Below are 19854 nucleotides of genomic sequence, written 5' to 3'. Positions count from 1 at the left end.
GATCCAAAGAGAATAATATTGCGGGAGCCAGCAGGCTCCCGTTTTTATATCTGAATTTCCCTTCTGTTTTTCCTGATATTGCGATTCACTTCTCAATTTGTGTATTCGATTACACGCACATTGTGGTTGTGCGCATGTGGACATATTGCGTTGAAAATTCATAACCTATGTGAATATTGTTTTATATTTGTTCAGTTTTTATTTTTGAGGGGCGCGCATGAGGAAATCGCTTTTTGCTGTTGCGGTGACAACAGCTATTTTATCGGGGTGTGGTGGTTCGGACTCTGGCAATAACGATGACAATGGTAAGGATCTCGACGGCAAGGTCACTGTTCAGGTGATCGACGGTTATTTGTCGAATGCACAACTGTGTGTCGACCGAAATCGCAATGCGCACTGTAATACAGGCGAACTGTTAACCGCAAAAACCAATGGCAACGGTCAAATCACCATTTCTGCAAGTGACAGCCAGTACCCGTTGATTGCCAGAGTAATTGCCGGTGAATCTTCAGACAGCGATCATCCAGGTTTTGTCTGGCAGGATGCGGAACTCTATGCGCCTGCCGGTCAGACAATCCTGACCCCTTTTTCGACTCTGGCTTATTTAAACGATCTAAGCCTTGCCGATTATGCGGCCAGTCTGAATCTGGATGCCAGTCTGCTCAATCAGGATTATGTGGCTTTAAAATCGTCGAATCCTGATGCCAAGAAAGTCCATTTGTATGCGCGGACGATGAATGCGATGCTCGGTGCAACCCTGTCTGAAAATGATCTGGAAGGGCAGAAAATCTGGATTCAGAACCTGAAAAACAAAGTTCAGGAGCTGGAAAACAATCACGCTGATTTTGATGCCGTCACTTTAACGCTGGATAAAAAAAGCGGGCAGTTCAGTCGCTCCGACCGTGTGAAAGGTATCCAGCCCTTCCTGGAAGGAAACGGTGGCGTGAAATTTCTGGAGTGGCTCAATGCTTCAATTGATATCCCACATAAGCTCACATTTACGGATGGAAAAATTACCAGCAGCGATATTGGTTACATTCAGGCGGGTACGGATTACCAGGTTTCAGGTACATCCGTGACCCTGGCTTCTCAGCCAGAAACGAAGATCGACTTTGTGTATGTTTCCCCGGATATCGCTTTGGGTTATGTCTATCATGATCCTTCGAAGAAGTTTCTGACGTTCTGGCAATCCGAGGCGGATTATATGAACGGGAGCACTGATCTGGCCCAAGAGGATTTTACGGGGAAAATCTGGTATCTCCTGAGAGATGCTGCCGGACCAGATGCAAAAGAAGAAGAGCCTCCGGTGCCTGAACTCAATGAGCTCGTCTTTCTTTCTGCCACCCATGTGTCGATCAATCCGATGGGGGCGGACGCCTATGAAGCGGAGTGGGGTTTTACATCCGATCCAAATGAGAGTTTCCAGACCCTCACGATTCAGTTCAGCAATAACAATACAATGATTTTGGATACGGATGCATCAAAGGCTGGGGTCACGTTGTTAAAGCAGAATATTGTTAAGGACAATCCTCAGAGTATCCTCATGACACAGAACAAAGCTTTAGCGAAAGCGTTACACAAGCATTGGCAATAAACCTTTCATCTGGAACGGCATGACGATGATGTGGGAACTGGGGTAAGGTATGAAAAACCGAGTCCGAGTTCTCACTTCATTGAAAGGATTTCTTCATGCATTCACCTCAGCTTTACATCCGTCCTGCAACGCTTGCCGATACACCTGCGCTCACGCGTTTGATGGCCCAGCTAGGTTATGACGCCGAGCCGGCGCGCCTCGAGAAGATGATTTATCTTGCGGATTCCGATTCTGAACTGATAACGGTAGCTGAAATAAACGATCAGTTAGTGGCGGTGATGTCGCTGATCTTTTTTGACTATTTTCCTTCGGCTGCGCGGTATGCCCGTATCACTGCTTTGGTGGTTGATGCTCAACACCGAAATAAGGGGATAGGCTCAGAGTTGCTTGAATATGCCAGAATCAACGCGGTGGAGCGTGACTGTGTTTGTATTGAAGTCACCAGTTCAGTGACACGAGAGGACACTCATGCTTTTTATGTGAATGCCGGCTTTCACCATGAGTCGTTTAAATTTGTCCTGCCGATCGGCTCAATTGTCGATCGTTAATCTCTTCTGTTAATCAGCCCTTATCTGTTCAGGGTGAGGCTGATTCCTTTTTGTTCGAAACATAAACGTTCTCTAATATTTTCTTTTACCGCGATGTACACTTTATCGCCGCCGTTTTTTATTCATGTTGAGTCGCGGCTTAGTACATACCTTAAATATTCTTTGTTAGCTAAGTACTTAATTAAAATGGCAGCGTAATTCACTGGTATTCATTCATTTTTCGCTTATTGATAGTAATAGAAGCATTTTCTCGACGCGCGTCAAATAAATCACACAAAATAGTTACACAATATTTCAGAATATAAATGCATACTGATCCGACCTGTATTGGTGGTTTTTATTATAACGATATAAGAATGAAGGTGATTGTTGCTCGAACGAAAGGAACTTTAGTTCAAAGTGATCTTTACTTAGTGATAGATATGTTAGCTATTTATGCTCCTGTTTTGACTAAATAGTTGATATTTCAATGATTGGTTCATTATAGATAGTTTACTGTTTATGTTTAAGTTGTGATGCTCAGCCAAACAGACCGTTTTGGCATATTGATGGGCAATATCGTTGCATATAGTTTGTTACACATTGTTTACATGTGTTGAGGTCAGTCGTGAAACGTGCATGGTTATTCATCATTTTGTGGGTTTGTCCACAGATATCCCTTGCTCAGGTTCAGCCGGACGATGAGCGATTACTTCGTGCATTAGAAGAGCAGGGCATTATTTGCAAAGGGCTCTCATACACGGAAAAACAGGAAGCATTGCGAATTTACTTACATCGTAAAGCTACGATGAAAGATAAAAAGCAAAAAGCCAATGACACAACCGGGCAACCAGACACTTTGGACGACACCAAAAAAACGTGTATTTCACCAGAATAATAACGCATTAAATAATGTTGTTAACCGCTGAGCACAATGTGCTCAGCCGGGGTTTTGACAGCTTCACGATGGAAATAATAAATAAGGACAGTAAATGAAACATATGAAGAAAACATTGCTGGCTTCAGCAATGTTCACTTTATTTAGTGGTAGTGGCTATGCGCATACACCCGCTGATATGGGCGTTGTTAATGAAGATAAACTCATTGAAATGCTGGTAAGAAATGGTGTTGTTGAAGCGGATGCTTCAGAGGAGCAGAAGCGTCACGCACTGGATAAATATCTGGATAATAAAATACGTTCAGGTTTTAAAGGGGATGCGCAATTTGGTAAACAGGCCTTAGAAAAAAGAGCCAAAGTGCTAAAGGCGATTCAGAAAAATAAAGGCAACCAGCGTGCCAATATTTTTGCACTGGATGTTGGCCAGAAGCGAACAGATAAAGTGCTGGCATTGTTAATTGATTTCCCTGATCTGCCATGGAATGACAACCGCCTGACGAAAGACCATACAGAGATGCTGTATGACAGCTATGAACCGGGCCATTATCAGGATCTGCTGTTTTCAGGGGCCGGATATACCGGACCAAACGGTGAAAACCTGATTTCAATGCGTCAGTTTTACGAGGCGGAGTCCGGAGATTCCTACTCGGTAATGGGACAGGCTGCCGGTTGGTATCGCGCATCGAAAAATGCGGCTTTTTATGGTGGTAATTCACCCACAACGGATAACGATCTGAATGCACAGGAACTGGTGCGTGAAGCCCTGAACCAATTGGCGCAGGATCCGACGATTAACCTGGCCGACTACGATGTAGAAGACCGCTACGATTACGATGGTGACGGTAATTATCGTGAACCTGATGGCGTGATCGATCACCTGATGATATTCCACTCTTCTGTCGGCGAAGAAGCTGGCGGCGGTGTGCTGGGCGCAAACGCAATCTGGTCGCACCGCTTCAACCTTGGCCAGTATCACGTGCTGGCAGGCACCAAGAGTACAGTGCCGGGACGCTTTAACGGCCAGTATGCTGCCTACGATTACACGGTTCAGCCTATTGATGCAGCAGCAGGTGTGTGTGCCCACGAATACGGCCACGATCTTGGACTGCCGGACGAGTACGACACCCAATATACCGGGCAGGGCGAACCTGTTTCTTATTGGTCCATCATGTCCTCGGGCAGCTGGGCCGGTAAGATAGGCGGCACGCAGCCTACTGCGTTCAGCTCCTGGGCGAAGCAATTCTTGCAGCAGTCTATTGGCGGACAGTGGGTTAATGATCAGCAGGTTGCTATCAGCGAGCTGGAAAATGCCCCGCGTGACTTTACCCTGTTCCAGACGACAGACACCAAAAAACCTAACATGGTGAAAGTCTCACTGCCAAATAAACGCATAGAGACACTGAAACCGTTCGAAGGCCAGTACTCGTTCCATTCGGGCAAAGGCGATGATCTGCGTAACAGCATGACTCGCAAACTGACTGTTCCTGCGGGCGCAAAAGCGACACTGAAATTCAAAGCTTGGTATCAGATAGAAAAAGACTACGATTTTGCCCGTGTTCTGGTTAATGGCAAGCCAATCAGCGGCAATGTCACTTCCATGGATGATCCGTATAACACAGGTCTGGCACCAGCGATTGGCGGTGATTCAAATGGCTGGATTGATGCTGAGTTTGATTTGACGGCTTATGCCGGTCAGGAAATTTCGCTGAGCTTTGATTATGTGACAGACGGCGGTCTGGCGATGGATGGTCTGTATCTGGACAATATGGTTCTGGATGTAGATGGCGCTGTTACCGCGATTGACAATGGCGAATCCGGCTCAAGCTTTGCCTTTGCAGGCTACAAGTTGTCTGATGGCTACCACGATGCCGCGCATTATTACCTGCTGCAATGGCGTAGCCATACAGGTGTCGATGAAGGCCTGGCAAATATCAAACGCATGGGCCAGATCATGACCTTTGAGCCTGGTTTGATTGTTTGGTATGTCGATGAGTCGATGACGGACAACTGGGTAGGCAAACACCCCGGTGAAGGCTGGTTAGGCGTTGTTGATGCGGATCAGAATGCGCTGGTTTGGACTGGCTCTGGCCAGGCGGCACAGACGCGGTTCCAGGTACGCGACGCAGCATTCTCATTGCAGGATCAGGCGCCGTTGCGTTTGGTAAACAGCAGCGGGGATGTGCTGGAAGACAGCAGCCTGATTGGTAATGCCTACTTCTCTGATGCGGAAGATTACAGCTCTCCGATGGCCCCGGATTCAGGTCGCAAGCTGACTGAATTTGGCCTGATGATTGATGTTGTCGAGCAAGGCCCGAACAACGAGTTTGGCGTGGTGCGCTTATCTAAAGCTGCGTCGCACAATGAGTTGCCAACCGCGAGTTTTGAGCTGAATGTTGATGGCCTGACGGTATCAGCGAATAACCTGAGTGTAGATCCTGATGGTCAGATTACAGCCTACCAATGGGATTTCGGCAACGGCCAAACCAGCAGTGAAGAAGCGCCAGTCTGGCAATATCAGCAAGCTGGCAGTTATCCGGTCAGCTTAACGGTAACCGATGACAAAGGGGCGACCGATACCTTTAGTTACACAGTCACTGTCGAGACACCGAATGCCTTGCCTGAAGCAAGCGCGAAATATATTCATCTGGGTCGCTGGGTCACTATGTGGTCAACCAGCACAGACAGTGATGGCCGTATCGTGGATACCGAGTGGACGTTGCCGAATGGCAAGGTGAAACGAGGTCGTGTGTTTACTTCGATTTTCCCGAGCTATGGTCAGCATGAAGTCACAATCAAAATTATCGATAATGATGGTGGCATTACGTCAAAAGCGATAACGGTTAATCTGTAACGAAAGTTCTGTTTAGCTCCTGCAGTTTTGAGCGCAGCCAGTCTGGTTGCGCTCTTTTTTTGATCCTGATTTAACGCGGGATCTGAAGCGGAGATTTTCCTGTATGCATCGCGATCAATTGATGCCAGGTCAGAGCAGAGGCAACAAACATTGCCAGACATGTTGCCATGGCTGCCCCTGTCATGCCCAATTCAGGGATGAGCCACAGATTCGCCAGCGTGTCTGTCAGCAGGGTAAGCACGCCGATAATCATGACTTGCCGGCCTTTACCGTTGTATTGCAGCCAGGTTGAGGCGAAAGCACTCATGGCCCAGACACTGTATGCGGCTGTCAGCACATTGAGCGAGAGCGCCGCCTGCGCGAAATCATCGCCAAAGAAGGTTAATAACCATGGCCCAACAGCCAGCACAGCGGCAGTCAGTATAACAGTCACAATAACAATGAGGCGTTGTGCCTGCAGGAACAGGGCTTTGGCGCTGTCAGGGCAGTCATCGAGCGCCGGGCCAATAAGCGGAAGAAATAAACCAGCAATCGTGACCTGGGCCACAGGCAATAAGTGGGCTGTGGTGGCCGCTGCTGCAAAGTGTCCGACATCTTGTTCATCGGCCAGAATTTCCAGCATAAAAAGGTCAATTTGATTTAAAGCCATGGTCACCAACATGGCGAGCATCATAGGAACGGACAGACTTAACAGCCTGCGTTTTTCAAGGACATTTGCGCGATAGTGGTCAGCACTTATCAAGTCCAATTGACGGATTTTATGCCATTGCCAGATCACGATAGCGGCAACGGTGAAGCCTCCGGTCACAATGACATGCCAATACTCCACCTCGCTAATCGCCGACATTAGCAGTAACAAGAGACAGGTTTTAATCGCAGGCAGTGCAATCCGCCAGGGCAGGTTAGAAGCTGCCAGCAATTTTGCCGATTGCAGTACACGGCTAAACAGAGCGCCAATGGCAATCAGGGGGATGACAAATGTGATTATCATCAGCGGGTGATGGCCCAGCACATCCGTTTTTCCCAGATGCAGTACCCCACCTAAGTAAGTGGCCAGTATGACGAAGGCTGAAAACAGCATGGCGATGCCGCCATAGAAAAGAAGAAAAGAGACGATATAGTGGCGGTCTTTATTCTCGATGGCGCCGGACAGCACTCGTGGAGCAACCCGATCACCGCCTAATAAGATGATCATACTGGTTAAAGTAGCAAAGGCATAAGCGACTTTGTAATCGCCGTATTCATGACTGGAAAGTGCCTGACTGAGTGTCAGGTTAAACAGGTAGTCTGCGATGAAGCCAAGACCCAGGCTAAAGAATAAAATTAAGCTGCCTGATTTTAAATAATCTGAGTGAGAATTAACCGGCGATGAACGCATTGATCAGGTATCCGTCAAAATAAAAACACAATGAATTATGCCTGTGTTTGACTATGTAAAGAACCCGACCAGTTCAGTTTCACCTGTCACACTATGCTCAATGATCGCTGCAATGAAGAAATGAAAAAGGGAATAATGTTAATTCATGAGCATATTTGGTGAAATATCAGTAGTGGATGCCCTGTTATTGTGCAAGTCAAAATCATTGTTTATACGCAAAATGTGCAGTCCATGCACAATTAAAGTGCGCTTTGAAAATATCAAAATTATTAATATTTTTATCATCTTTACTTTTGTTGCTTTTGCGGCTTTTTATCCTGCCTTTTTAATCAATGTTCAGATAATAAACCCAAATGAAGTTGAATGAGATCTTGTCGGTGTTTTGGCATGTCAAATGCTATAAGAATGTTAAATAAGGATGCGATAGATTACCTATCGTATGAAAATGCTGAGTTAGTGCGGTTATTTATGCATAACACAGCATAAAGAATGGGATCGTAGTCATATGCAACTGAAACATGTGAGTGCGATTTACAAATATTAAAACAGCACAAATAACCATTCAGGTTAGTCAACACAACAGACAGGAAGTCTTTATGAAAAACAAAAGAAACCTTTTTTCAGCTTCTTTAATTGCTTCATCTCTGATGCTGGCAGGTATTTCTGCAAGCGCTCATGCCGAAATGGCTTCAGGATCTGAAACATTAGATAAAGTAAAACAAGCCGGTGTGCTTAAGTGCGGTGTCAGCACTGGGCTGCCAGGTTTTTCAAATACCGACGCCAAAGGGAACTGGGAAGGTATTGATGTTGAATTCTGTCGTGCCGTTGCATCTGCAGTTCTGAAAGATGCCAGTAAAGTGCAATATATCCCGTTAACGGCCAAAGAGCGTTTTACCGCGCTGCAATCTGGCGAAGTGGATGTGCTGTCCCGTAATACAACATGGACACTGCAACGTGACACGGCCCTGGGGCTGAATTTTGTCGGCGTGAACTATTACGACGGCCAAGGTTTTATGGTCAGTAAAGATTTAGGAGTGAAGTCTGCGAAAGAGCTGGATGGTGCGTCAGTCTGTATTCAGTCTGGTACCACAACAGAGCTGAATCTGGCCGATTACTTCCGCACTAACGACATGAGCTTTAAGCCCGTCGTTTTTGATACTTCAGATCAAACGGTAAAAGGATTCGAAGCAGGGCGTTGTGATGTGCTGACCTCAGATCAGTCTCAGCTGTATTCACTGCGTATCAAACTGGCCAACCCATCGTCAGCGGTTGTGTTGCCTGAAGTGATTTCAAAGGAACCGTTAGGTCCGGTAGTACGTCAGGGTGATGACAAGTGGTTTAACATAGTGAAGTGGACACTGAGCGTGATGGTGAATGCCGAAGAGTACGGTATTAATCAGAGCAATGTTGATGCCAAACTGAAATCGACCGATCCAAACGTACGCCGTATTTTAGGTCTGGATGGTCCGAAAGGTGCCGGCCTGAGTCTTGCTGACGATTGGTCTTATCAGGTTATCAAGCAAGTGGGTAACTATGGCGACAGCTTTGAGCGAAATGTTGGTGCCGGCTCGCCATTGAAAATTGCCCGTGGTCTGAATGCCCTCTGGAAAGACGGCGGCATCATGTACGCGCCACCTGTGCGTTAATTACCGGTTAATATTCAATACGTGGCGGGGATATTTCCCCGCCTGATTGGAACAGCTTTTCATTGAAATGAATCATGAAAAGATGAAAATCCATTTGCTTAACAGGGTAGTTGTATGGCACTGAGTGAAGTTGAATTCGATGCTGTCACCGAAAAAGACAAAAAGAATGGAACGACGGGCGAAAAAAACGCCGCCGTTTCTGAAACACCTTCCTTGAACCTCCGTTCTTTAATTTATCATCCGGGTGCTCGTGCCGTTTTTTTCCAGTCGCTGCTAATTCTGGCCGTCGGGTTATTTTTATATACCGTTGTCAGTAATGCGCTGGATAATTTAGCGCAAAGGGGAATCGCAACCGGTTTTGATTTTTTGGATCAAACCGCTGGTTTCGGTATTGGCATGTCGCTCATTGAATATGATGAGACATATAGCTATGGCCGGACTTTTATTGTTGGATTACTGAATACAGCATTGGTCGGTATTCTTGGCATAGTGCTGGCAACAACGCTGGGTTTCGTTATTGGCATTGCCCGCTTATCAAAAAACTGGTTGTTAAGCCGCCTGGCTGCTGTGTATATCGAAGTGTTCCGAAATGTGCCGCTATTGCTGCAAATTCTTTTCTGGTATTTCGTTGTTCTGCGTGCCTTACCTTCGCCAAGACAATCATTGTCATTGGGTGAAGCCGCGTTCCTGAATGTGCGCGGTTTGTATGTGCCAGCACCTGTTTATGAGCAAGGCGCCTGGATGGTACTCGCTGCTGTCGTAATCAGTGTGATTGCGGGTGTCGTTGTTCATATCCGGGCCAGCCGGCATCAGAAGGCCACGGGGGAGCAGCGTCCGACCTGGCGCTATTCCCTTGGCATGCTGCTGGTCTTGCCTGTGCTGACGTATTTTGTGTCGGGTCAGCCTGTGTCACTGGAATATCCCGAGCTGAAAGGTTTTAACTTTCGTGGCGGTATTTCTGTTATGCCTGAGCTGTTTGCTTTACTGGTTGCATTGAGTATTTATACCGCTTCTTTTATTGCTGAAATTGTTCGTTCGGGGATTATGGCTGTCAGTCATGGACAGACGGAAGCAGCGCACTCGCTGGGGCTGAAAAGTTCGCATACGCTCAGGTTGATTGTTATCCCGCAGGCATTGCGTGTCATTGTGCCGCCTCTGACCAGCCAGTACCTGAATCTGGTTAAAAACTCTTCGCTTGCCATGGCGATAGGCTACCCGGATCTGGTGTCTGTGTTTGCCGGTACGACCCTGAATCAGACAGGGCAGGCCATTGAAATTATTGCGATGACAATGGCAGTGTATCTTGCGCTGAGTTTACTGACGTCACTTTTGATGAATATGTATAACCGCAAGATTGCGCTGGTGGAAAGGTAGTAAGAGGTAGCATGATGAAAACATTTGATTTTACGCCTTCAGAAACCCCGCCGGCAAAGTTAACGGGTGTGGGCGGCTGGTTACGCAAAAACCTGTTTGCCGGTCCGGTCAATACAGTGGTCACACTGGGGCTGCTCTGGCTGGTTGTTACCTGGGCTGAACAGGTTCTCCAGTGGGCCGTACTGGATGCGGATTTTATTGGCTCAACCCGTGACGCCTGTACCCGGGAAGGCGCGTGCTGGGTATTTATTCAGGCACGGTTCGAACAGTTCATGTTTGGTTTTTATCCGGAATCGGAGATCTGGCGACCTGTGGTGTTTTTTGCAGCCACAGCAGGGTTAATCCTGTGGTTGCTGGTGGATCGTATCCCCTATAAAAAATGGGCGTTACTGATCACCCTGATCCCGTTTCCTGTTTTGTCAGCCATGCTGTTACACGGCGGTACATTCGGCCTGGAAACTGTCGAGACGCACCAGTGGGGCGGGCTGATGGTCACTCTGATTATCGCGCTGACAGGCATACTCGCTTCTCTGCCTTTTGGTGTATTGCTGGCGCTCGGGCGACGCTCAGACATGCCGGTTATCCGCAGCATAAGTACTGTGTATATCGAGTTCTGGCGTGGCGTGCCATTAATTACCGTCCTTTTCATGGCGTCTGTCATGCTGCCCTTGTTCCTTTCTGGCGGCACGGAAATTGACAAATTACTGCGTGCGCTGATTGGTGTGGTGCTCTTTAACTCGGCCTACATGGCCGAAGCGATAAGGGGCGGTTTACAGTCTATTTCTAAAGGGCAGTACGAAGCGGCGGAAGCGCTGGGTTTGGGCTACTGGAAAATGATGCGTTTAGTTATTCTGCCCCAGGCGCTGAAAGTCAGTATTCCGTCGATCGTCAATACCTTTATTGCCTTGCTCAAAGATACCAGCCTGGTGCTGATTATCGGTATGTTTGATGTACTGGGCATCGCTCAGTCGGCGAACAGTGATCCGGCCTGGCTCGGCTTCTCAACAGAAAGTTATTTATTTGCGGCCTTCATTTTCTGGGTGATGTGCTTTGGAATGTCACGTTATAGCCTTTATCTGGAAAACAAACTCCATACCGGGCATTGATCAATTACAAGGAAGTTAGGATGTCTATGATTGAAAAAGTGAACCAGAGTTCGGACAAAGAACCTGTCATCCGTCTGAAAGATGTCAACAAGTGGTATGGCGAGTTCCATGTGTTGAAAAACATTAATCTGGAAGTGGAACAGGGCGAAAAAATTGTGATCTGCGGGCCTTCCGGCTCGGGTAAATCGACCATGATTCGCTGTATCAACCATCTGGAAGAACACCAGCGCGGCGACATCGTTGTCGCCGGGACAGAGCTGAAGGACGATCTGAAAAATATCGAGCTGGTGCGTCGCGAAGTCGGTATGTGTTTTCAGCACTTTAACTTGTTTCCCCATCTGAGTGTGCTGGAAAACTGTACGCTGGCGCAGATGTGGGTGAAGAAAAAGTCGCAGCAAGAAGCTGAAGCCCTGGCAATGAAGTACCTGGAGCGGGTGCGGATTGCCGAGCAGGCACATAAGTTTCCGGGCCAGCTGTCCGGTGGTCAGCAGCAGCGTGTGGCGATTGCCCGCTCATTGTGTATGGAGCCGCAAATCATGCTGTTCGATGAGCCGACGTCAGCCCTTGATCCGGAAATGGTTCGCGAGGTATTGGATGTGATGGTTGAGCTGGCAGAAGACGGCATGACCATGCTCTGTGTGACGCATGAAATGGGCTTTGCCCGCGAAGTGGCGGATCGTGTGATCTTCATGGATGCAGGTGAAATTATTGAGCAGAATGCCCCGGAGGCGTTCTTCAGTAACCCGCAGTTTGACCGCACGCAAAATTTCCTGCAGCAGATCATTCACTGATTTTCCATCCCTGAAGCGGCTTTTAGGTGACGGAAAGAACGATTGTCATGGCGCCTTTTCAGGCGCCATTTTTTGTTAGCTAAAGAGGGCGTAGCGCACTGGCGGATAACCCGTTAAATCGTCGCCGTCGACTCAATCAAAATTGCGTCGTGGCGCCAGTATTCTAAATCGCAGTCAATCAGGTTGCCGCTCTGGTCGTAGTTTACCCGTTCGACAAACATGGCGGGTGTGCCAGATGTTGCCCTGAGATGATGGGCGGTTTCCGCCATCAGGGATGTAGAGCGAACCCGGAACCGGGTTTTGGAATAAATCACGCCGTATTGCTCACGGTACGTAGTCGTGAGCGAGTCGATAATATTGTGCTCGAACAAATCAGGGAAATGGGAGGGTGAGATAAAATTTGTGACCACCACGACCGGACGATTATCAAGAAATCGCAGCCGGTCAATGCGGTACACTTCGGTCAGTGGTTTGACATTCAGCAGCGAGGCGGCGCGCCGGCTGGCAGGCACACGCTTGGCGGAGAGCAGCTCAGAACGCGCTTCGCGACCTTGTGCTTTGGCCATGGCCGGAAAATCCGTGGTGTACGTCGGATCGTACAAAAGCGGTACCGGTGAGACAAACCAGCCGCGGCGATCTTCCCGATACAGCTTACCTTCGGCTTCGAGCAAGGCCAGCGACTCACGCAGAGTGACGCGTGTGGTGTTGAAAGACTCCGCCAGCTTACGTTCAGCAGGCAGTTTGTGCCCGCCTGCCAGAAGCCCGGCATCAATCTGTTCGTTGATGGCTTCCATGATTCTTAAATATTGCACGTTAATCCTTCCCGTTGCCGACCAGGGTTCAATTGGTTAGCTATTATAAAGTCTGTTTTCACAGAGTCATCAGCGGTTACGCCAGGCTTGGGTGTATTTATCACTCAGACAGTTTGCACCAAGATGCATGAGTTTCACTGCAGCCGCAGTCAGCAGGATCATAACCGCCATCGCGGCGGCAGGACCGGTTTGACCGGCATCGTCCATATTCAGGACAGACACGGATGCAGGCATGGTGTCTGAGGCATACAGAAAAACAATGGCCGATGTGGTGGTCATCGCATTCACAAACAGGTAGGTCGCAATCTCTAAAATGGCTGGGGTACACACAGGGACAGTGACTTTCAGGAACGTCTTGAACTGAGGAATGTTGAGCGATGCAGAGATCGCTTCGATTTCGCCCGGCAACTGTTTCAGCGCTGTCACTGCGGTCATATGGCCGACTGTGTAGTAGTGAGTAATGGTATTGACCACCAGTATGGTCAGTGTGCCGTAAATCCAGGACAGCGGATTGTCGCTGTGGTTGAAGAAAAAGATGTAGCCCAGCCCTAATACCATACCCGGTACAGCCATCGGCAGAATCGCCAGCATTTGCAGCAGGTTACGCAGTGGGGCGAAACTTTGCCCTTTTTCAATGCAGTAGGCGCAGGTAAAAATCACCAGTGTCCCTGCCAGTGCGACCATTCCAGCCAGTTTCAGTGAACTGAAATACGGTGCCCAGCCGTAGGTACTGAATTCAGTAAAGTTATAGTTGTTCAGACTCAATGCCGTGTTCCATGGCCAGAATGTGACCAGAGAGCCGTACACCGCCATGGCAATGACACTCAGAATCGCCAGTGAGATCAGCGAGCAGAACAGCAAACATGCGCCGTCACGGAGGCGGTTTGGCTCTGGCTGGTAAGCGACTGAACGGGCATCGAACAGGTTCTGCTGTTTTTTCTGCACCCAGCGATCGCCGGCAAAGGCCAGCAAAGCGGGCAGTAACAGCATGACGGACGTTACGGCACCCATAGCGAAGTTTTGCTGCCCGACTACTTGTTTGAAAATGTCTGTTGCCAACACATTGTATTGACCGCCAATGACTTTAGGGACACCAAAGTCGCAGACAACCAGGGTAAATACCACGATCAAGGCGCTGATCAGGCCGTATTTCGCCCCCGGCAAAGTAACCAGAAAGAAAGTGCGCACACTGGATGTATTGAGCGCTTTAGCAGCTTCGTAGAGCCTGGCATCGGATGTTTTCAGCGATGTACTGATGATCATCAAAGCATGAGGGAAGGTCCATAATACCAGACCAATCGCAATGCCGATGGGGCCGTATATACTGTGGCCGAACAGCATCTCTTTGGCGATGCCCTGATTACCGAACAGATAGATCAGACTGATGGCAGGTAACAGTGATGGCGCCAGAATGGGGGCAGAACCGATGACGGTAAAGACGCCTTTGAATGGCATACAGCTGCGGGTTAAGGCAAAGGCAAAACCAAAAGCCAGCAGGCCAACAATGACAGTGACAACCACACCGATTACCACGGTATTTTGCAATGACTGCCACAGGGCAGGTGATGCAAAGTAGGTGGCAAAATTGGCCAGGCCGACAAAGTCGCCCTCAGCGTTCTGTACACTTTTTTGCAGCATGGCAAGTAGTGGCGCGACGATAAAAGCCGCCATCAGTGCGCTAAATATCACTAAGAGCACGGCCAGAGTGACGTTGTCACGACTAAAGTGATGGCGCAGACGAGTGATGGATTGTAAAAGACCGGATTTTGACGTAGGAAGCGGTCGGGTCAGTTGAGTCATGGTGACGTCCTGCTTATCGGCTTTGGCGGTAGATATGGGTATGCTTATCGGCAATGTGCAACTGCAGATAATGGCCACGGCTCAGGCCAAGGTTACGTGTCTCCCGGATAGGGACATCCACCTTGATCGTCGGCAGCTGATGCGCGCCCTGGAGCTGGCAGTCGGCACGCATGAAAGTGCCCTGAAATTCCAGTTCGTCTATCCGTACCAGCACGCTGCTGTCACTCTTCTCACCGGCGGGCAGAAAATGCAGATCTTCCGGTCTGAGACCTAACTCGACCTGCTCGCCGCGCTGGAATTGAGCGGCCGGAAGCGGCAGCAGACTTTCACCGATTCGCATTTGCTGCTCGCTCACCACAGAGGCTGGTAAGAAATTCATCTGACCGACAAATTCAGCGACAAAACGGGAACTCGGGTTCTGATAGATTTCCTGTGGGGTGCCGACCTGTTCAATACAGCCGTGATTCATGACCACGATACGGTCGGCCATCGCGAGCGCTTCTTCCTGATCGTGCGTCACCATAATGGTCGTAATACCCAGCTTGCGTTGTAAGCGGCGGATCTCTTCGCGTAAATGAGAACGCACTTTTGCATCAAGGGCCGAAAGCGGTTCATCAAGCAGTAACAATCCTGGTGATAATGATAAGGCACGGGCCAGTGCTACCCGTTGCTGTTGTCCGCCGGATAACTGGCTTGGGTATTTATTACCGGCGGTCGGCAGGGCAATGGTTTCCAGCCACTGGCTGACGATACTGTCTGTTTCTGCCACAGATTTCCCCTGATTGCGCAATCCAAGGCTCAGGTTTTCATACACAGTCAGATTCGGAAACAGGGCGTAGGACTGAAAAACAATACCAAAGTCCCGTTTTTCCGGCGGCAGATAGGTGATGTCACGTCCCGCCTGTTCAATTGTGCCATAGCTGGCCAGATCCAGTCCGGCTATGGCACGCAGCAAGGTGGTTTTTCCGCAGCCGGAAGGGCCAAGAAAACAGACAAATTCGCCTTTGTTGATATCCAGTGAAATGTTGTTCAGCGCAGTAAACTGACCAAACTGTTTACCGACTTGTGAGATTTTCAGGTAAGTTTCCATAGCAAAGTCATTTCTCTATTTGGTATATACCAAATGTAGTTCTAATGAATGACAGTTCGATGACAGAAGCTTGACGATAAGAAGACAGCCGAGTCGGTTCTGCCCGATAAATGAAAAAGGCAACCCGTGCGGTTGCCTTGATATAGGATTGGGTGCGGTTAAGAGCGTGGTTCAGATTTCGCGTCGAATTTATCCGACCAGGTTTTCAGCACATCTTCACGGCTGACTGCCATTTTAGAGAAGTCCATTTTCACCATCGCCTGCTGAACATTCGGGTAGTTTTTCACGGGTTTGTTCACGTCTTTATGACCGACAACCGGGTAGAACTCGTTATACAGCTGGTTGGCATCTTTAGATAAAGACCAGTCAACCAGACGCTTTGCGGCATCAGACTGGGTGTTGACCAGGCCAACGGCTTCCGCTTCCCAGCCTACGCCACCTTCAGGCAGGATAATGTCGATAGGGGCACCCTGAGATTTCAGCTTGGCACCACGAATTGCCATCGAGATACCAATAGCGACTTCACCCATACCGGCCTGAACGCAAGGCTTGGAACCTGAGTGAGTGTAATGAGCAATGTTCTGATCCAGGCTGGTCATATAATCCCAGCCTTTTTGCTCACCCATGGTTTGCAGCCAGGCAGAGACCTGCATGTAACCTGTGCCGGATGAGGCTGGGTTTGGCATGGCGATATGGCCTTTGTATTCTGGTTTGAGCAGGTCATCCCAGGTGGCCGGCTTGCTCAGTCCCAGTTGCTCGGCCACTTTTTCATTGAAACAGACCGCATTAAAGAAGGCATCGTTACCAAACCAGGCCGGGTTGGCTTGCGGGTCGATAAGATTGCTGTGGATTTTGCTCAGTTCTTTTGGCTGATAAGGTTTCAGTACACCTTCTTCTTTCAGCAGTGCCATAGAAGAACCGGCCAGACCCCATACAACATCTGCACGTGGGTTACCTTTTTCGGCCAGCAGCTTGGCCGTCATGATGCCGGTGGAATCCCGTACCCATTTGATCTTGATGTCCGGGTTTGCTTTTTCAAATCCGGTTTTGAATTTCGCCAGCATGTCCGTTTCGAACGCTGTGTATACCGTCAGTTCCTGTGAAGCGAAAGCGTGGGTGCTGCTCAGTGCCATCATTGCCGTCAGTGGTGCAACAAGCCATGTCTTTTTCATATGTCCTTCCTAAAAAAGTAAATGTGGTATGTACCAGATTGGTTCGACACGGAAGATGCTAGGTGCCATTTATGACAGTTCGATGATTGCCAGATGTCAGTTTCATGAGGACTGTGTGATCGTGATTCAGCGCAAATTTGTGTTGAAAATCGGCGAACATTGCCATTATTAAACTTTTATGAAGACTGGCTCTGGCGCATTTACAGCATCGGTTCACCATCGCTATAGTGATTTCGTAATCTGGTATAGTCCAAAGAGATCAACAAATGGCAAACTCCGACAATCAATATCTACTGCTTACTCCTGGCCCGCTGACGACAACACAGACTGTGCGAGAAGCTATGCTGAAAGACTGGTGCACCTGGGATGATGACTACAATGTGGGCGTGGTTCAGCACATTCGCCAGCAGCTGGTCGCTCTGGCCACCGCGCACGACGGCTACACCAGCGTGCTTATGCAGGGCAGCGGTACCGCCTCTGTGGAAGCCACTTTAGGCTCTGTGATTCCCCCAGAGGGTAAGTTGCTGGTGATCAACAATGGTGCTTACGGTGCCCGTATTGCACAGATTGCCAATTGCCTGAATATCCCGCACCTGAACTGGTCTTTAGGTGAAATGACCCAGCCTGACGTTAACGAACTGGAACGTTTGCTGGCTGCCGATCCCGCCATCACTCATGTGGCTATGGTGCACTGTGAAACAACCACAGGCATGCTGAATCCGTTGCCAGCGGTGTGCGAAACAGTAAAAACGGCCGGCAAAGTGATGATCCTGGATGCCATGTCGAGTTTCGGCGGCATCCCTATGGATATCGGTGAACTGGGCATCGATTTTCTGATCAGCTCAGCGAACAAGTGTATTCAGGGAGTTCCAGGATTTGGTTTTGTGATTGCGCGCCGTTCATTACTGGAAGCCTGCCACGGACGTGCGCGTTCAGTGTCGCTGGACCTGTATGATCAGTGGCAGTGTATGGAAAACAACCATGGCAAATGGCGGTTTACATCTCCGACTCATACAGTGCGGGCGTTTGCTCAGGCGCTGACGGAACTGGAACAGGAAGGGGGCATTGAAGCGCGCTTTCAGCGGTACCGCACCAATCAGCAAACTCTGGTGGCAGGTATGTCACGGCTGGGTTTTGAAAGCCTGCTCGATACAGCACTGCACTCACCCATTATTACGTCTTTTCATTCTCCGCAATCATCGCTATATGACTTTAAGCGCTTCTATGACTGCCTGAAAAGCAAAGGATTCGTGATATACCCGGGCAAAGTCTCTGATGCAGACTGCTTCCGTATTGGCAACATAGGTGATGTTCATCCGAGTGACATTCAGCGCCTGCTGGAGGCCATTAACGTGTCTGTGTTCTGGGCCAGTGAAACGGAAACGGCCGGAGAGCAGGCATGACGTCCCGCCAGACTGACCTCAGCCAGCGTGCGCTGGCTTGTGAGGGAGATACCAATACATCGTCTGCGCGTGTCCGGTGGATAGAGAGTCTCTCTGACAGGCAAACCCAAACCCTGCTGGAGGAAGACAGTCAGTATTTTTTACATCAGGCCATGTCGACACCTTGTCTGGATGCCCTGGAAAGTGCTGAGGGGATCTATCTGACCGATGTGGCCGGCAAACGGTATATGGATTTTCATGGCAATAATGTCCATCAGCTGGGCTACGGCCACCCGGAAGTATTGGCTGCTATCCAGACCCAGTTAGCCAAACTGCCTTTCGCCCCCCGGCGCTTCACGCACCAGACAGCCGTCGACTGCGCCCGCGAACTGACCCGCATTGCCGGCGGTGAGCTGAACCGTGTGCTGTTCGCGCCGGGAGGCACATCCGTGGTGGGCATGGCACTGAAGCTGGCTCGCTATATCACAGGCAATCCCAAAGTGGTTTCACTCTGGGATGCGTTTCACGGTGCATCGCTGGATGCGATCTCTGTGGGGGGTGAAGCCTGCTTTCGCGAAGGCATGGGGCCGCTCATGGCCGGGGTTGAACGTATCCCGCCGCCCGTTCGCTATCGGGGCGCTTTCCCGCGTGACGATGGCTCAGATGTGCATTACGCCGATTATCTGGAATACGTGATTGAAAAAGAGGGCGGGATCGGAGCATTCATCGCAGAAGGGGTGCGTAATACCGATGTTCAGGTGCCCAGCCGAGCCTATTGGCAGCGCGTCCGGGAGATTTGTGATCGCCACAATGTGCTGCTGATTATCGATGACATCCCCAACGGTATGGGCCGGAGCGGCCACTGGTTCACGCATCAGGCATTCGGCATTGAACCGGATATCCTCTGTATCGGCAAAGGGCTGGGCGGCGGTGTTGTGCCAATGGCAGCTATGCTGACCAAAGACAAGTACAACTCGGCGACCCAGATTTCGCTGGGTCATTATACCCACGAGAAGAGCCCGATAGGCTGCGCGGCAGCGTTAGCCACCATCCGGGTAATCGAACAGCAGCAGTTACTGCAGAAGGTTCGCCGCGATGCGGTCTACATGGCAGAGAGGCTGGAGGCCATGAAGGCACGCTTGCCGATCATAGGCGATATTCGCGGTATTGGTCTGCTGTGGGGCATTGAGCTGGTTGAAGACAGGGAAACAAAAGTGCGGGCCTATAACGCGGCAGAGCAGGTGATGTACCACTGTCTGGAGCGCGGGCTGAGCTTTAAAGTTTCTCAGGGGAATGTATTACAACTCAGCCCGCCTTTGATTATTGCCAGAGAAGAGCTGGCGCTGGCCTTGGACTGGCTGGAAGACGCCATTGAGTCTGTGTGCAAGCGTGTTAATTAACCATTGAGTCAGAGCCTGAAGCGACGGGCCAAG

The 19854-nt window shown here is 49.5% G+C and carries 15 protein-coding genes; 10 read left to right on the top strand and 5 right to left on the bottom strand.

Features of this window, described 5'->3' with window-relative positions; translation table 11 throughout:
• Positions 1-217 precede the first annotated feature (217 nt).
• From L6J37_RS11155 to L6J37_RS11140, 4 genes are all read left to right on the top strand, one after another.
• Positions 218-1594: a hypothetical protein gene (locus tag L6J37_RS11155; protein WP_237795140.1), complete on the top strand. Its 1377-nt coding sequence runs from the start codon at positions 218-220 to the stop codon at positions 1592-1594.
• 95 nt (positions 1595-1689) lie between these two features.
• The gene (locus L6J37_RS11150; protein WP_237795138.1) at positions 1690-2142 is read left to right on the top strand and encodes a GNAT family N-acetyltransferase; all 453 of its coding nucleotides are present in this window, start codon (positions 1690-1692) and stop codon (positions 2140-2142) included.
• 607 nt (positions 2143-2749) lie between these two features.
• A complete protein-coding gene (locus L6J37_RS11145; RefSeq protein WP_218385906.1) occupies positions 2750-3019 on the top strand; it encodes a hypothetical protein in 270 nt (89 codons plus the stop codon).
• Between the two features lie 94 nt (positions 3020-3113).
• On the top strand, positions 3114-5870 hold the full coding sequence (locus L6J37_RS11140) for an immune inhibitor A domain-containing protein (RefSeq protein WP_237795136.1): 2757 nt from the start codon (positions 3114-3116) through the stop codon (positions 5868-5870).
• A 70-nt stretch (positions 5871-5940) separates the two neighbouring features.
• Here L6J37_RS11140 and L6J37_RS11135 read toward each other — a convergent pair whose 3' ends face one another.
• Positions 5941-7248 carry an oligosaccharide flippase family protein gene (locus L6J37_RS11135; RefSeq protein WP_218385902.1) on the bottom strand — a complete coding sequence of 436 codons (1308 nt, stop codon included), beginning with the start codon at positions 7246-7248 and terminating at the stop codon, positions 5941-5943.
• Between the two features lie 596 nt (positions 7249-7844).
• Between L6J37_RS11135 and L6J37_RS11130 the strand changes: the two genes are divergently transcribed.
• The 4 genes from L6J37_RS11130 (at position 7845) to L6J37_RS11115 (ending at position 12165) form a co-directional block, all read left to right on the top strand.
• Positions 7845-8894 carry an amino acid ABC transporter substrate-binding protein gene (locus L6J37_RS11130; RefSeq protein WP_237795134.1) on the top strand — a complete coding sequence of 350 codons (1050 nt, stop codon included), beginning with the start codon at positions 7845-7847 and terminating at the stop codon, positions 8892-8894.
• 114 nt (positions 8895-9008) lie between these two features.
• The gene (locus L6J37_RS11125) at positions 9009-10268 is read left to right on the top strand and encodes an amino acid ABC transporter permease (protein ID WP_237795133.1); all 1260 of its coding nucleotides are present in this window, start codon (positions 9009-9011) and stop codon (positions 10266-10268) included.
• A gap of 14 nt (positions 10269-10282) precedes the next feature.
• Complete coding sequence (locus tag L6J37_RS11120) at positions 10283-11374, top strand: amino acid ABC transporter permease (RefSeq protein ID WP_237795197.1); 1092 nt, start codon at positions 10283-10285, stop codon at positions 11372-11374.
• Between the two features lie 26 nt (positions 11375-11400).
• Positions 11401-12165 (top strand): amino acid ABC transporter ATP-binding protein, encoded by a 765-nt coding sequence (locus tag L6J37_RS11115; protein WP_192016796.1) that lies wholly within the window; start codon positions 11401-11403, stop codon positions 12163-12165.
• A 113-nt stretch (positions 12166-12278) separates the two neighbouring features.
• Here L6J37_RS11115 and phnR read toward each other — a convergent pair whose 3' ends face one another.
• From phnR to L6J37_RS11095, 4 genes are all read right to left on the bottom strand, one after another.
• Positions 12279-12977, bottom strand: coding sequence for a phosphonate utilization transcriptional regulator PhnR (gene phnR / locus L6J37_RS11110; protein ID WP_192016669.1), 699 nt, complete (start codon positions 12975-12977; stop codon positions 12279-12281).
• A gap of 69 nt (positions 12978-13046) precedes the next feature.
• Positions 13047-14777 carry a putative 2-aminoethylphosphonate ABC transporter permease subunit gene (locus tag L6J37_RS11105; RefSeq protein WP_237795132.1) on the bottom strand — a complete coding sequence of 577 codons (1731 nt, stop codon included), beginning with the start codon at positions 14775-14777 and terminating at the stop codon, positions 13047-13049.
• A gap of 13 nt (positions 14778-14790) precedes the next feature.
• Complete coding sequence (locus L6J37_RS11100; RefSeq protein WP_237795131.1) at positions 14791-15867, bottom strand: putative 2-aminoethylphosphonate ABC transporter ATP-binding protein; 1077 nt, start codon at positions 15865-15867, stop codon at positions 14791-14793.
• A 158-nt stretch (positions 15868-16025) separates the two neighbouring features.
• Positions 16026-17039 (bottom strand): putative 2-aminoethylphosphonate ABC transporter substrate-binding protein, encoded by a 1014-nt coding sequence (locus L6J37_RS11095; RefSeq protein WP_192016666.1) that lies wholly within the window; start codon positions 17037-17039, stop codon positions 16026-16028.
• A gap of 266 nt (positions 17040-17305) precedes the next feature.
• Between L6J37_RS11095 and phnW the strand changes: the two genes are divergently transcribed.
• Both phnW and L6J37_RS11085 read left to right on the top strand, forming a co-directional pair.
• Complete coding sequence (gene phnW / locus L6J37_RS11090; RefSeq protein ID WP_237795130.1) at positions 17306-18442, top strand: 2-aminoethylphosphonate--pyruvate transaminase; 1137 nt, start codon at positions 17306-17308, stop codon at positions 18440-18442.
• A complete protein-coding gene (locus tag L6J37_RS11085; protein ID WP_218385894.1) occupies positions 18439-19821 on the top strand; it encodes an aspartate aminotransferase family protein in 1383 nt (460 codons plus the stop codon). The genes phnW and L6J37_RS11085 overlap by 4 nt, the downstream gene beginning before the upstream one ends.
• The last annotated feature ends 33 nt before the right edge of the window (positions 19822-19854 follow it).

Source organism: Photobacterium sp. WH77 (genome assembly GCF_022014395.1).
In the GTDB taxonomy this organism is placed as follows: Bacteria; Pseudomonadota; Gammaproteobacteria; order Enterobacterales; family Vibrionaceae; genus Photobacterium; species Photobacterium arenosum.
This window is presented reverse-complemented; position numbering and strand designations above follow the sequence as displayed.

What these genes read in the sequence shown, in the direction of transcription:
- L6J37_RS11155 (WP_237795140.1), top strand. Translation starts at nt 218, where the DNA reads ATGAGGAAATCGCTTTTTGCTGTTGCGGTGACAACAGCTATTTTATCG.
- L6J37_RS11150 (WP_237795138.1), top strand. Translation starts at nt 1,690, where the DNA reads ATGCATTCACCTCAGCTTTACATCCGTCCTGCAACGCTTGCCGATACA.
- L6J37_RS11140 (WP_237795136.1), top strand. Translation starts at nt 3,114, where the DNA reads ATGAAACATATGAAGAAAACATTGCTGGCTTCAGCAATGTTCACTTTA.
- L6J37_RS11135 (WP_218385902.1), bottom strand. Translation starts at nt 7,248, where the DNA reads ATGCGTTCATCGCCGGTTAATTCTCACTCAGATTATTTAAAATCAGGC.
- L6J37_RS11130 (WP_237795134.1), top strand. Translation starts at nt 7,845, where the DNA reads ATGAAAAACAAAAGAAACCTTTTTTCAGCTTCTTTAATTGCTTCATCT.
- L6J37_RS11125 (WP_237795133.1), top strand. Translation starts at nt 9,009, where the DNA reads ATGGCACTGAGTGAAGTTGAATTCGATGCTGTCACCGAAAAAGACAAA.
- L6J37_RS11120 (WP_237795197.1), top strand. Translation starts at nt 10,283, where the DNA reads ATGAAAACATTTGATTTTACGCCTTCAGAAACCCCGCCGGCAAAGTTA.
- L6J37_RS11115 (WP_192016796.1), top strand. Translation starts at nt 11,401, where the DNA reads ATGATTGAAAAAGTGAACCAGAGTTCGGACAAAGAACCTGTCATCCGT.
- L6J37_RS11105 (WP_237795132.1), bottom strand. Translation starts at nt 14,777, where the DNA reads ATGACTCAACTGACCCGACCGCTTCCTACGTCAAAATCCGGTCTTTTA.
- L6J37_RS11100 (WP_237795131.1), bottom strand. Translation starts at nt 15,867, where the DNA reads ATGGAAACTTACCTGAAAATCTCACAAGTCGGTAAACAGTTTGGTCAG.
- L6J37_RS11095 (WP_192016666.1), bottom strand. Translation starts at nt 17,039, where the DNA reads ATGAAAAAGACATGGCTTGTTGCACCACTGACGGCAATGATGGCACTG.
- phnW (WP_237795130.1), top strand. Translation starts at nt 17,306, where the DNA reads ATGGCAAACTCCGACAATCAATATCTACTGCTTACTCCTGGCCCGCTG.
- L6J37_RS11085 (WP_218385894.1), top strand. Translation starts at nt 18,439, where the DNA reads ATGACGTCCCGCCAGACTGACCTCAGCCAGCGTGCGCTGGCTTGTGAG.